Origin of the sequence: Marinobacter sp. DUT-3, from assembly GCF_050379435.1 — a bacterium.
In the GTDB taxonomy this organism is placed as follows: domain Bacteria; phylum Pseudomonadota; class Gammaproteobacteria; order Pseudomonadales; family Oleiphilaceae; genus Marinobacter.
The window spans coordinates 412182-425621 of sequence record NZ_JBNRMG010000001.1; the positions used below are offsets into that span (position 1 = coordinate 412182).

At 57.9% G+C, this 13440-nt stretch carries 12 protein-coding genes; 6 read left to right on the top strand and 6 right to left on the bottom strand.

Features of this window, described 5'->3' with window-relative positions:
* Positions 1-10: 10 nt before the first annotated feature.
* Complete coding sequence (locus ACQUWM_RS01885; RefSeq protein ID WP_428921002.1) at positions 11-1474, top strand: SLC13 family permease; 1464 nt, start codon at positions 11-13, stop codon at positions 1472-1474.
* A 3-nt stretch (positions 1475-1477) separates the two neighbouring features.
* Here ACQUWM_RS01885 and malT read toward each other — a convergent pair whose 3' ends face one another.
* On the bottom strand, positions 1478-4234 hold the full coding sequence (malT, locus tag ACQUWM_RS01890; protein WP_428921003.1) for an HTH-type transcriptional regulator MalT: 2757 nt from the start codon (positions 4232-4234) through the stop codon (positions 1478-1480).
* A gap of 260 nt (positions 4235-4494) precedes the next feature.
* On the opposite strand from malT, the gene ACQUWM_RS01895 reads away from it, so the two are divergent.
* The 4 genes from ACQUWM_RS01895 to ACQUWM_RS01910 are packed head-to-tail and all read left to right on the top strand — an operon-like array spanning position 4495 to position 9104.
* Positions 4495-5295: a C39 family peptidase gene (locus ACQUWM_RS01895; protein WP_428921004.1), complete on the top strand. Its 801-nt coding sequence runs from the start codon at positions 4495-4497 to the stop codon at positions 5293-5295.
* A gap of 60 nt (positions 5296-5355) precedes the next feature.
* Positions 5356-6366: a transporter gene (locus ACQUWM_RS01900; RefSeq protein ID WP_407000191.1), complete on the top strand. Its 1011-nt coding sequence runs from the start codon at positions 5356-5358 to the stop codon at positions 6364-6366.
* A 37-nt stretch (positions 6367-6403) separates the two neighbouring features.
* Entirely contained in the window at positions 6404-8029 is a 1626-nt protein-coding gene (locus ACQUWM_RS01905) for an OmpP1/FadL family transporter (protein ID WP_407000193.1), read from the top strand.
* Between the two features lie 43 nt (positions 8030-8072).
* Positions 8073-9104: a MalM family protein gene (locus ACQUWM_RS01910; protein ID WP_428921005.1), complete on the top strand. Its 1032-nt coding sequence runs from the start codon at positions 8073-8075 to the stop codon at positions 9102-9104.
* A 2-nt stretch (positions 9105-9106) separates the two neighbouring features.
* Here the strand turns inward: ACQUWM_RS01910 and ACQUWM_RS01915 are convergent, their stop codons facing one another.
* From ACQUWM_RS01915 to ACQUWM_RS01925, 3 genes are read right to left on the bottom strand one after another with little or no spacing between them, the layout of a single operon-like run.
* Positions 9107-10138, bottom strand: a complete 1032-nt coding sequence (locus ACQUWM_RS01915; protein ID WP_428921006.1) for a polysaccharide deacetylase family protein — start codon at positions 10136-10138, stop codon at positions 9107-9109.
* A gap of 23 nt (positions 10139-10161) precedes the next feature.
* On the bottom strand, positions 10162-10830 hold the full coding sequence (locus ACQUWM_RS01920) for a DNA-J related domain-containing protein (RefSeq protein ID WP_428921007.1): 669 nt from the start codon (positions 10828-10830) through the stop codon (positions 10162-10164).
* 27 nt (positions 10831-10857) lie between these two features.
* Positions 10858-11502 (bottom strand): TetR/AcrR family transcriptional regulator, encoded by a 645-nt coding sequence (locus ACQUWM_RS01925; RefSeq protein WP_407000201.1) that lies wholly within the window; start codon positions 11500-11502, stop codon positions 10858-10860.
* Positions 11503-11575: 73 nt separating this feature from the next.
* On the opposite strand from ACQUWM_RS01925, the gene ttcA reads away from it, so the two are divergent.
* Positions 11576-12490 (top strand): tRNA 2-thiocytidine(32) synthetase TtcA, encoded by a 915-nt coding sequence (gene ttcA / locus ACQUWM_RS01930; protein ID WP_428921008.1) that lies wholly within the window; start codon positions 11576-11578, stop codon positions 12488-12490.
* A gap of 22 nt (positions 12491-12512) precedes the next feature.
* Here ttcA and ACQUWM_RS01935 read toward each other — a convergent pair whose 3' ends face one another.
* The gene (locus ACQUWM_RS01935) at positions 12513-13214 is read right to left on the bottom strand and encodes a sulfite exporter TauE/SafE family protein (RefSeq protein ID WP_428921009.1); all 702 of its coding nucleotides are present in this window, start codon (positions 13212-13214) and stop codon (positions 12513-12515) included.
* Positions 13214-13429: a cbb3-type cytochrome oxidase assembly protein CcoS gene (ccoS, locus tag ACQUWM_RS01940; RefSeq protein ID WP_407000208.1), complete on the bottom strand. Its 216-nt coding sequence runs from the start codon at positions 13427-13429 to the stop codon at positions 13214-13216. Before ccoS ends, ACQUWM_RS01935 begins: the two co-directional genes overlap by 1 nt.
* Between the last annotated feature and the right edge of the window lie 11 nt (positions 13430-13440).

Below are 13440 nucleotides of genomic sequence, written 5' to 3' on the forward strand. Positions count from 1 at the left end.
AACGCGATCTATGCCTGATGTACCTGACCGTGAAATACAACAAGACGGATTGCCCAAAAGTCAGTTGATCGGTTTGTTTCTGGGCCCGCTATTGCTGTTGCTCACTTTGGCGCTACCGGCCCCGGAAGGCATGAGTGATGCCGCCTGGGCAGCAGCCGGGTTGATGCTACTGATGGCAACCTGGTGGTCCACGGAAGCCATTCCCATTCCGGCCACAGCACTGTTGCCGATTGTGCTGGTACCCGCTTTGGGGCTCGGTTCCGTCAGGGAGGCCACCGCCCCTTACGCCAACCCGATTATCTTCCTGTTTTTGGGTGGTTTTACATTGGGGCTGGCAATGCAACGCTGGAATCTTCACCGGCGGATTGCGTTGCTGACCTTGCGGTCGGTCGGCGACAAGCCGAAACGACAGATTGCCGGATTCATGATCGCAACGGCTTTTCTGAGTATGTGGGTCAGTAACACCGCCACCTCGATTATGATGCTGCCCATTGGTTTGTCCGTGATCGCCATGGTGGGGAGCTCGAAGCCTGAAGGTCAGCGCAGGTATGCAACGGCACTTTTACTGGCAATTGCTTACTCCGCGAGTATTGGCGGCATTGCCACGCTCATCGGAACACCGCCCAATGCTCTGCTGGCGGCCTATCTCAGTGAGAATCAGGGAGTATCCATCGGATTTGCCCAGTGGATGCTGATTGGCGTCCCTGTCACTGTCGTTATGTTGTCACTGACATGGTGGTGGCTCACAAGAAAGGATTTTGGTCTGGCCAGTCGGGGCGACAGCGGAGCCATGATTCGTGAAGAACTATCGGCTCTTGGTCCGCTGCAGAAGGGAGAGAAGCTGGTTGGAATCGTGTTTGTGCTTACCGCTTCGGCGTGGATTTTCCGGCCATTGCTGTCGGACGGATTAATGCCATGGCTCAGTGATACCGGTATCGCCATTGCGGCGGCGGTAGCCATGTTCCTGATTCCCGTCAATGTAAAAGAGCGGGTATTCGTGTTGGATTGGGAAACTGCCCAGGGTATTCCCTGGGGTGTCTTGCTGCTGTTCGGAGGTGGTCTGGCAATGGCTGGTGTGATCAGCAGTTCCGGGCTGGCGGAGTGGATCGCCGAGAGCCTGAGTGTGGCCGGTCACCTTCCTGCCATTGTGATGATTGTTCTGGTCGCAGGCGTCATCATTTTCCTGACGGAAGTGACAAGCAATACTGCCACGGCCGCCGCTTTCCTGCCGTTACTCGGCGCACTGGCAATGTCTCAGGATCTGTCGCCCCTGCTGTTGACGGTTCCGGCGGCGATTGCCGCGAGCTGTGCATTCATGATGCCGGTGGCCACCCCGCCGAACGCTATCGTGTTTTCCAGCGGTCACATGAAAATTCAGGACATGATCCGTGCGGGGTTTGCCCTCAACATCATGGGCATTGTCGTGGTGACCCTGTTGAGTTACATGCTGCTCGGGCTGGTATTCAGCCTGTAATGCTTATTCGCCCTGAATCTTGCTGAGTAGATCCTTGGCCAGTTCAATGGCTTCCCCACGGTGGCTGATGTTCTGTTTCTGGTACAGGCTGCGAATGTGGGTCTTCACCGTGGTGGAGGCCACCTTCAGGTGCTCCGCAATCTGGTCATTGGACAGGCCGGCATGAATCAGGCTCAGGATCTGCCATTCCCGGCGGGTGAGGGGAGACGTCCGGATCAGCTCCGGCACATCCGGCCGATCGATAATGTCCTGGATAATGGCTTCGTCCAGTGAAATGCGGATCGCGCGGCTAAAATCCCGTTGCTGCTGGGCCAGTTGAATCAGCCGCTCGGCACGCTGGAGCTCCATGCCGTCAATGGTTCCTTCATTGATCAGCGCCTTCAGGATAACGATCAGCGCCTTCCCCATGCGCAGAAAGCTGCCCACTGCACCGGTGGTGCTGGCCAGTGTTAACGCCCTTTTCATGTGGGTCAGGGCCTGGTCCCGGCTTTCCATTTGCCAGTACAGATAGGCCAGGGCAATGTGGTTGCGGTTGAGATCGGTTCTCAGGCCGATCCTTTCCGCCACTTCGGTAAGTGCGTTCAGCAACGGCAGGGCCTGTTCGAACTGCCCGAGGCTCATCAGGGCCCTTGCCTGGTTGCGGCCGTTGCACTGGTGGAAGTGGTTGGTCGCAGCGGTAGGGTCGCAGGGCGGGGCAATGGTCAGCCACCGTTGGATCGAGTCATGATCGCGCACCGCGTCCCAGTAGGTCAGCATGGTGGCATGGGCGTTGGCGACCCAGTCCAGGTGGTAGTCGCCGGCGGCCAGCATTTTCTGGATACGGGCGATGTAATCGGCGCACAGGGTTTGCCGGCCGCGGGCATGCGCGACTTTTGCCAGCGAGGTATGGCTTTGCACATACCAGCGCTCGCCCTGGGCTTCGAGAATCTCGATACCCTGGAGGGCACAACGCTCGGCACTCTCAAGATGATGCCATTCCCACATGATCTGGCTACGGATCCGGAACAGGAATTCAAGGATGGGCAGATGATTGAGGTGATTTTCCTCGGCGTACTGGAATGCCCGCTCCTGAATGTTATAGGCCTTCTGCAGTAACCCCATGGCAACGCTGATCTCGGACTGCTGACACAGGGCCCAGAGTACGTTCTGGTGTGCATGGTGGGTGCGGGCGAGGTGCTCGGTATCCTGCATCCGTTCCAGGGCCTCCTCAAGCTGGCCCTGAACGAACAGGGCCTCACCGATCACTGACGCCGCCGCAACCCGGGAGGTCGGCAGAAACCGGGCTTCCTGGTTGATCGCTTCCTTTGCCAGCGCCAGGGCCCGCTCATGGTCCCCGTAGTTCATTGCAACCTGGGCGCGAATGGCGCTGAACTCGCCTTCGATCGCCCGCTGGGTGTCTTCGTTCATCGAGGCCTGCAGACGGGTTTCCGCCGCAGACAGCCAGTTCTCGACTTCATCAAACCTGTATTGTCCCTGCGCAACCCAGGCTCGCAGCAGTGTCAGGGTCGGGTCCTGTGCAATGACATCCTGGGGCAGGGTGTCCAGACAGCGCTGGAGGAGGCTGAACTGCCCTTCAGTGAAGAACTTGCGGCCATGGGCAGTCAGTACTCGGGTAATGCGGTCTGAGTCCTTCGCAGCAATGGCGTGTTTTGCGGCCTCTTCCGCGTGATCCAGGTCCAGCCACGCATCGGTTGCGCGTTGATGGAGCTCCTGCTGGTTCTCCCGGGTAGTGCAGCTCAGCAGGTGGCGTAAATAGACTGAAAACAGCGGGTGGTAACGGAACCACAGAGCGGAATTGTCAACGGGCGTGATAAACAGCCCCAGGGCCAAAAGACTGCTGAGCAGGGCCTGGCCATCGTTGTCATTCATCACGCGCATGACCATGGCGGCATTAAAGCGGTCAAGGATGCTGGTGCGCAGCAGGAACGTCCGTTGCTGCTCGGTCAGGCTCTGGCCGAGCAGTTCATCAAAGTAATCGAAGATATGCTGGTTGCCGTGTTCCAACTGGTCCACGAAGTCACCGAACTCGATGCTGGTAACCGCTGAGGCAGACAGCAACTGCAGTGCCGATATCCAGCCTTCCACCCGCCTGACTGCACGCTCAATACTTTCCCGTGAAACCTCGAAGGGCAAACGTTTTTCAAAGTATCTCTGGGCCTCGTCCGCGCTGAACGCCAGGTCACGGCCAGTGATTTCGCCCATCCGTCCCTGCATGCGCAGCTGGGCGACGCCGACGGGGGGCAGGGTGCGGCTTATCAGCACCAGGGTGACGTGGGAGGGAAGATGGCGAAGCAGGAAGCGCAGGCTGTCGTGGACAGCCTGATTTTCAATCAGATGATAATCATCAAGGACCAGGTACAGAGGTTCATCGTCCTGAGGTAACTCGGCCAGCAGATCGGTCAGAAAGGCTTCCAGTCCGGAGTAGCCGCTGGTTTGCAGCGTTTCCAGCGTGCCGGAGCTGGCGCCCGGTGACTGGACCTCAAACGCCTGGGCCAGATAGCCGGCAAACCGGGCGGGATCGTTGTCACTGCTCTCCAGTCGATACCAGGCGGTTCTGGTCTCAAGTATCTGAAGCCGTTCGGCGATACAGGTGGTTTTGCCATAGCCGGCTGGCGCATGAACCAGCAGCAGACTGATGGGTTCCGGCCCGTGCAGCAGATCATCGAATTTCTCCCTGGGCAGGAGTGATGCAGGTAGAAAGGGCCGCTGGTTTTTGGCAGCGATAAATGTCAGGCGCCCCGGGTTAAGTGTTGTTGTCATCAGGATCTTCAGGTTGGGTTACTGGCAACTTCAATGGGTGTGATACCGGCTTTCGCCCCGGTAGTCAACTTCTGTGCCTGTGGTGGCAATGCCTTGAACCAGTTCTCAAAACCTTTCCCCACGGCCTCTTCTGCAGCGACAGATTTGAGGCACAGTTATCTTTAAGGCCCTGGGCTTTTCGGTATCTTACCGTAACAACGTGTAACTCAATAATACGTGCGACAGACCGAAACCAATAATAACCAGGGACTTCTTCTGACATGCTGCTGGTGCTCGCCGGATCCATTCTAACTTTCACCATGGTGCAGGAAGCAACCGTGGTGGAGCCCTATGACAGAGGCACGGTGGTCATTGAACAGGATGTTGACAGCGGGCCGGTGGAATTGCGTTCGGATGTCCGGGTAGAGCCACTGGTAGAGCAGAAGTTCCGTAACATTGTCCGCCAGGCCTATGACTACAGTTGCGGCAGCGCGGCGCTCACCACGGTATTGAACTTCTACCTCGGGCGGACGTTGAACGAACGCCAGGTGATGGAAGGCCTGCTTCATTACGGGGAGAGCGAACGGATCGTTCAGCGCCGTGCCTTTTCCATGCTGGACATGAAACGCCTGGTGACAGCGCTGGGATATCCCTCCGGCGGATTCAAGGCCAGCATTGACGATCTGATTGACCTGGATCACCCCGCCATCGTTCCGATTCACCACGCCGGCTTCAAACATTTTGTTGTGCTCCGGACCATTCGCGACGATCGGGTCTATCTCGCTGACCCGGCGGTGGGGAACATTTCCTTCACCCTGGCCCAGTTTGAAGAGAAGTGGGATGACAACGTGCTGTTCATCGTGTTTCCGGGTAGCGACCAACCGCTGGATTACCTGGAGCTCAAGGAAGAGGATCTGCGTTTCATAGACGACCAGACCATGACCCTGCTCGCGCTGCAGCAGGTCCCCGAGTTCCATGAATCAACCGCCAGGCGCATTCAGAATCTGCTTGAACGCCAGAAAAACAATCCGGATGGCAGCGTGGAGAACACGCGCAAGCAGCTTCATTACCGCCGGAATTAATGGCCCGGATTCAGTGTCCGGGGATCAGGAATAATAAAACCAGAATTTAAGGGAGTCAGGATGAATCGTTGGTTTGTGCGAGGTTTTATCCTTTGTTCTATAGCCGGCCTGTTGCCCGGGATGGCGATGTCACAGGAAGGCAGTGTCGACCAGGCGAGGGAGGCACTATCGAAACAGGAGGGTGACGAGGATTCCACCCGTCAACTGGAAGAGGTTTTTCAGGCAACCGAGAAGAACTACTCGCTGCAGAAAAAAGGCTCCCATTCCCTGAACTATTCCTTTGATTACAGCTACACCGCTGATCAGCGGCTGGACCTGGCCATTACCAACGGTTCGGTTCGTAACCTCGATGTCGTGCCATCGGCCACCCACAACTTTACCAACGCTTTTTCCTATGACTATGGGTTTCTGGACAACCTGACGATTGGCACCCGGGTACCGCTGGTGGTCAAGTACGACACCCAGGACGAGCTCAGCGTTTATGATTTCGGGGATATTTCCTTTACCGCCCGCTGGCAACCGTTTGCGTACGTCCCGGGCAAGATGTCCACCACCCTGTTCGGAACGCTCACCTCGAAGACGGGTGTCAGCCCCTACGAAATTGATATTAACGAGCAGCTCTCCACTGGCAGTGGCTATTATTCGATCGGTGGCGGCGCGAGCCTGTCGAAGGTGCTGGACCCGGTGGTGGTGTTCGGTTCCCTGAGCGCCACCTATAAACTGACTGAATCTGGCCTGCAGCAGGTCCGGGGGGCGAGATTGCTGGAGAAGGTAGAGCCGGGTTTCGGCCTGTCAGGCTCCGCCGGGTTTGCCTATTCCCTGTCTTACGACATTTCCCTCAGCGTGTCAGCCCAGCTCAGTTACAGCGATGAAACCATCCTGAGTTTTTCCAATGGTGACCAGGCGGTTGCCCAGGACCAGATGACCGGGTTTCTCAGTCTTTCGCTGGGCACCCGCGTCAGTGACACCACCATCGTGAATACCAGCCTTGGTATTGGTCTGACCGAGGATGCCCCGGACTTTTCTCTGGGTGTGTCCCTGCCCATCAAATTCTCCGGCCTCAAAGAGTGATCGAAGCCGCTGACGTTTTACGGGAAGGGAAGATTCCATGGGAATGACCAGCCACAACAAGAAGATTCTCGGGGCGGTGATCGCCGCGACCATCTCGTGTGGTGCCGAGGCCCAGCTCGCGCAGAACCTGACGATTCACCCCAAGGCCCTGGCGCTGGGGAACGCAGTTACGGCAGATCCGCCCGGAATTATGGCGATTCATTACAATCCGGCGGGTCTGACCAAGCTGGACGGACGCCAGCTTGAAGTAAACCTGATGAGTGTTTACCTCGATGTCGATGCCGATTTCCATGCCCCGGATGGCTATGAAATATTCGGTATTGATGGCCTGGAGACCGATCCGCTCACTGGTGAACAACGGGACCCGGTCGCCAATAGCCACAGTCACACCAATAATGTGGCGTTGTACCTGCCGGGGTATGGCATTCTGCGCGCGCCTCCGGGCCCGGCTATCGCGCCATCGGCGGGCATCAGCATTAATCCGCCGGGCTCCAAGCTGACTTTCGCCAACGCATTTTATCTGCCGCTGGCGGCCGGTTTTTACCGGGACAAGGACGATCCGGGCCGCTATCAGCCCCAGGCGACAGCGCTGCAAAGGACCACTTACCTGGCCCCCACCATTGGTTATGAGATCAATGACGAGTGGTCCGTGGGTGCCGGTATTCACCTGTCCCACATGGGGATAGCCGCAGACCAGTACATGCGGGCGCCCAATATGCTGCTGGGGGTGGCGGAAGTGCTCCAGGACGCCTTTAACTGTGAGAGTGGTGACGAACCACTACAACCATGGCTGGCGTTATGCGGCGGTAATGTGGGCCCCTGGGACGATATTGGCGCCTTGAGCATCGATGTTCAGGAAACCCTGTCTCCCACCTATTCCCTCGGGGTGATGTGGGAGCCGACGGACTGGTTCAGCTGGGGCGCGAGCTATACGTCCGAAGCGGATATGAACCTCAAGGGTACCTTCGAGATCGAGTACACCGATGACTGGTCCGGCTTCTGGCAGAGTGTGAACGGCTCGGTACTGGGCGCGATTTCCTCCGCCATTCTCAGTTTGCCTTCCGGCGCCCCCCGTGAGGCCGGTAACGTCAGCATGGACCTGGTGTATCCGCAGCATTTCCAGACCGGCGTCAGCGTGGATGTCCACCCGAAACTGACTGTGAATGTGGATGTGGGCTGGACCGACTACAAGCAGTGGGATGCGTTCCTGTTCCGCTTTGACCGCAACCTGGAATTTCTCAATGCGGCGCGTATCCTGTCTCCGGACAACGCCACACCGGATACCCTGCGGTTGCCCCTGGGCTTCACCGACCAGTGGAACTGGGCGTTCGGGGTAGAGTTCCACGCCTCATCCCGACTGGACCTGAGGGCCGGGGTGGAGATCCGTGATTCGGTGATTCCGGATGATCAGCGATCCATCATGGCCCCGTTCGGGGGCGCCAACCTGTACAGCATCGGCATGGGGTATCAGTGGGACAAGGACACCGAAATCGATATGAACCTGAGTTACCTCCACTCCGTCGAAACCATTCCGGCGGATACCAGTTGCAACGTCAACTGTGACAATATAACCAATATCATCTACAACCCGTACGCCGGGCTGGATGTGAAAACCTCCCTGCGAGTGGTTATGGCGGGGCTCAGTTTCCGGACCAAATTCTGACGCAAACCGGGAATCGGTGGCGTCGTTCAGGTGATCAGCCGTTATGTCGAACAGCCGACCCCTGCATCGGGGTGCCCATATAGCCTCGCTCACCCTGGCGGTGGTCCTGTTGGCCGGTTGCCAGGGCAGTGGCGGCACATCGTCTTCCCGGGAGGGCTATTTCACCTGGGTGGACGATCAGGGCAGGGTTCAGCATTCGCGGATCATTCGTGAGCCAGAACCTGAAACCGAGGATCCTCGCCCGGATCCAGGACACCCCAGCCCATCCGCTTCCGACGAGGACGCCGAGTTCAATCTGGAGAACTATCCAGACGGAAACGAACTGGAGCGACGGGGCTATGTTCGCCCTGGGGAACCCCAGCCTTATTTCACCTGGCAGGACGCTGATGGCAATATCCGCACCAGCTATTACCAGCCGGATACCCGGTCCGATGTGGAAAAAGGGCGCATCAAACCGCCGGTGCAACTGACGCCCGCCAGTATCTACCAACGCAGCGACTCTCCAGATCCCGTTGTGGAGCGGGAGGGGGGCGACCCGGATGCCTTTGCTATTCTCGGTGTTGAGGCTGCCGGAGACAGCTTCCTGGAGCGTTGGGCGGAGAACTGTTGTGAGGCTTTCGGCCGGGGCGATGTCGAGGATTGGCACAGTGATCGTGAGTTTGGTCTGACTGTCGATGACAGTTCCCCGGCCCATTCATTCATCACCGGGCACAGCCACTATCGACTGGTTCGGATTCCGGCGGGAGCCGGCAGGCGGGATTTCATCATGCGCCTGCGATCATTCGCGAGGGAGGGGATGTTTGTGCCGTCCGTGGCTTTCCTGGATGTGGCCATGAAGCCGGTGAGAATCGTGACCGACCTGGTGGCGGACTATGTCCCGGAAACCTGGCACCGCCGTGGTTACCTGGAATCTTTTATTCCGGTGTTTCCCGGGCACGGTGAGCGCTGGATGGTGATCTTTACCCGGGACGAGGACCTGAGGGGCCAAACCGTTATCGAAGATAAGCGGGGGCCCCGTGCCATCGAACACAGCCGGCTGGGTGAGCTTGGGCTGGCTGAGATCCGGGAGCGTTAGCTTTAGTCTTCCGGTTTACTCAGATCCAGCCATTGCTGAGACAGCCAGTAATAGCTGCCGTCATCGGTTGGGTGAGTGCAGTTGTAACGGAAGCGCCGGCTGTTGAACGCGTCCGGAGCTCGCACTCTGACGATACCCGGGCCGCTGGGGTTGACGTCGATACGACCCTGGCCAGATGCGAAGCAGGTCAGTCGGTTTACGCTGATGTGATCGGGGAGCGTCAATTCCAGGGTTGGCGGGTTGTCGGTGACAATACCCGCCGGCAAGGTGCTGGCATCCACCGGTAGCGCCTTGCTGAGGAGCTTGTTCTTCAGGCTGTTAAGCTGGCCATAGGCATTAGCCATGGGGAATCGTGGCAAGCGGGTAATACTGGAGGTTTCCCCCACCGCGCCGGACTGCTGGCCAAAACCGATCCATTCTCTTTCCGCCAGCTTTTCCTCAAGCCCGGCATCGAACTCGCCATAGGGATACGCAAACATGGGAACATCGGTGCCAAGTTTCTCCTTCAGGATCGACTGAGCCTGGTCCAAACTGCTTTCCACTCTTTGCTCCCAGCCTGACTGGCTCTCATCGGGTCGCTTTGCCAGGTGTCCGTGATCGTGGCTGTGGTTCGCGATGGTGACGGAGGCTTTGCTTTCGAGCTCTTTCAGTTGATCCCAGCTCATGTATCCGCGGCCCCCGACTGCGTCGGTGTTGACGAAGACTGTGTAGGGATAGCCTCTGTCTTCCAGCATGGGAGCCGCAGCTGTGTAGACGGAATCGTAGGCGTCGTCAAAGGTAATCGCGACCTGTTTGCTGCCGTCCAGCTCACCGCCGAGCGCGGCTTCGGTGCCTTTCTGCAGGTCGACCACATCCAGCTCCAGTCTTTCAATCATCTCCAGCTGTTCCTCGAACAGCGAGACGGAGGTACTCGTTGCAGGCGGAGTGGCATCGCTGACGTGGTGGTACTGGAGAACCACAAGATCGGCCCTGGCGCCGATGGCGACGCTGATAAACAGTAATCCACAGACAAAACGTGTGGTTGTTTTGACCATTCGTTAATCCTCAGTCTGGCTATTTATTGAAAGTGGGCTTTAAGTGTCGCAAAGGCCTGGTTCAGGCTCTGAATGCTTTCGGTATCGCCACCCCGATCCGGGTGGGCCTGCATGACGGCGCGGCGGAACCGGTGTTTGACCTTGCCGAAGCTGTCCGGAAGGCAGTCAAAGCCCAGGACCTCGGCGGCGTTCAGGGCTTCCTGGTGTGGAGGACGCTGCGGGTAATGTCCGTTCCAGAAGTCGTTCATCATTTTCTGGATGCTGTCCCCGGACATCCGGTACTGGGTCAGGTCCAGGTAAAAGGTTCTTAGGGCATCGACTTCTCCGGCGACACCGGAGCCGGAAACAACCGGATTCTCGTAGAGCCGCAGGTGCATGGGTGAAATGGTGATGGTTTCTCTCGATTCGGCAAGTTGATCCCGCAACCGGTACAGGGTGTGAAACAGCAGGAAGTGGACCGGGTAGAGTTGCTCCGGTTCACTGAATGAGACGTCGCCGATCAGCTCCCAGGGCGAGCCCTGGAGGCGTTTGATCAGTGTCAGCTCATTCATGCCCGCAGGGTGTTGGCGTAGCTCGTGCTCAACCGCAATCAGCATGTGCTGGATCTGCAGGTCGAGCACCGCCTCCTTGTCGGACTTCGATGGTACTGGCCTGTCGGCCTTTGGGGTGTTGGTCGGGGATGATTCGTTCATGGCTCCATGTTAGGGGACCGGGCAACGTTAGGAAAGCTTGGCCAAGCGAGTCAGCCCGCCAAGAAACAGTGTGGAGGCAAAGTGTGCGGCCTGGTGGGCTTCCCGCTCCCCCTTGTCCGGCGTCTGGAGGGCGCGTTCCGCAACGCGCAGGCTCATTTCGTAGGCAACGCCGGAAAACACCGCGCAAAGGTAGTCCTGATCCACGTCAGGCAGCAGGTCTTTCTCGACGGCCCGCTGAACGTCTTCCTCCAGAGACAGCATCGCCAGCCCCAGAAGATCCGACCCGAACAGATCCCGGATGGCGTGATCGTTACGGTGTGCCAGTTCATAGACCAGTGGATCAGTCGCAGTGGCACGGAACAGGGCGAGATAGGCCGAATGGATAAAGTCTTCCGTGGTGCCGGGCGTTTGCCGTAAACCGGTCAGGTTGGCGTTGAGGTGGTTGAGAAAGTCGTTCAGCAGGGCGGCAAAAATGTCCTGCTTGCTGGAGAAGTAGTTATAGAACGTACCCGCCGCCAGGCCGGTCCGGCGCACGATGTCGCGGATGGTGGAGTTATCGTACCCCTTTTCCCGAAAGCATTCCCGGGCCGCCAGCAGGATGGCGCTGCGGTTGCGGATCCGGTTGGTTTCCCGTTTGCCAACGGCTTCATCCCTGCTCTGTAACATATCCATGTCGGTATCCTGTCCCTGAGTGTTTCACACGCGTATAATCCTGAGCCCACCAATCCAGTGAACGTAGTGTTTTATGTCCGATGCAATGACTGCCAACCCAGATCAAACCCTGTCGTCCGAGGCGGATCGCAGGAACAAACTGGAACTTAACAAACTGCAGAAGCGTCTGCGCCGTGAAGTCGGGCAGGCCATTGCAGAATTTTCGATGATTGAAGCCGGTGACAAGGTTATGTGCTGCCTGAGCGGCGGCAAGGATTCCTATGCCATGCTGGATATCCTGATGAACCTGCAGAAAAGCGCGCCGGTCTCCTTTGAGCTGATTGCAGTCAACCTTGACCAGAAACAGCCGGGTTTCCCGGAAGAGGTGTTGCCTGGATACCTGCAATCCATGGGTATCGAGTACCACATCATCGAAAAGGACACGTACAGTATTGTTAAGGAAAAAGTGCCGGAAGGGAAGACCACCTGCGGACTTTGTTCCCGTCTACGTCGTGGAATTCTCTATAATTTTGCGGAAGAGCACGGTGTCACCAAGATCGCGCTGGGGCATCACCGGGATGACCTTCTGGAAACCCTGTTCCTGAACATGTTCTATGGCGGCAAGCTTAAGTCGATGCCGCCGGTACTGCACAGCGATGATGGCAGAAATACCGTCATCCGCCCGCTGGCATTCAGTCGCGAAAAGGATATTGCCCGCTACGCGGCATTGCGGGAATTTCCGATCATTCCCTGCAATCTGTGTGGTTCCCAGGAAAACCTGCAGCGCCAGGTGATCAAGGAAATGTTCCAGACCTGGGACAAGCAGCACCCGGGCCGGCTGGAAACCATGTTCCGGGCCATGTGCAACGTGGAGCCGTCGCATCTGGCGGATAACTCTTTGTACGATTTCCGTGAAGGCAAGCGGCTGAACGCGCAGGCCGCTCCGGCCGTTGGTTCCGTAGAGCCTGAGCCGGAAGACTTTGGCCGGCTGGACGTGCTTAATATCTGAATCCGGAACCCGTTTCCCTTCCTTACCCGCCATGCCCCCCGTGTATAACCATACCGAGGGGCAGTGTCCAGATTCCGAAACCAATCAATAACACGCCGGTGAGCTGGCGAACCTGTTTCTGGCCCTGAAGTTTTCGTATCCAGGTGGCTGCGTATCCGGTCGCCAGCATGGAGGGTAGGGTGCCGAGGCCAAAAAATGCCATGGTAGCGGCGGCACTGCCAACGGAGGGTTGCAGTGCGGCCCAGCCCAGGGTGCTATAGACCAGGCCGCAGGGCAGCCACCCCCACAACCCACCCAGGGCAAGGGCCTGCCAGGCATGCTGAACGGGAAGGAAGCGGCGGGTCAGGGGAGATATCCGTTTCCATATCGGTGCTCCCGCCCGTTCGATATAACGAATACCCTGCCACCACTGCCCCATGGACAGGCCCATCAGAATCAATAGCATACCGGCGATGGTTCTCAGTACCGGCGCGAGCTGGGCCCATTGTGCGGCGGCGCTGGTGCTCAGCAGTGCAACCAGGGCTGCGATCATCGTATAGCTGGCAATACGCCCGCCATTGAAGGCCAGTAACATCAAGGTCTGACGTATGCGAAAGCCCTTGCCGACCGGCAGGGCCATGGACAGCGATGCGCTGATGCCGCCACACATACCCAGGCAATGGGTGCTGCCCAGCAAGCCGATCAGAAAGGCGCTGGGGTAACTCAGATACAGGCCTTCGCTCATCAACGGTCTTTTTTCTCGTCTTCGGCCTTGTCCGTGTCAGCAACCTTCCGTTCACTGGCCTGCCTGGCGTCATCCGGGATCATATCCTTGTCGTCATCGTACAGGATCCGGTGTGCCGGGCCGTCCAGGTCATCGTACTGGCCATTCTTGACGGCCCAGGAGAACAGGACGATCCCCAGCGCCACCAGGATCAGCATGACGGGGACCAGAATCATTACTATTTGCA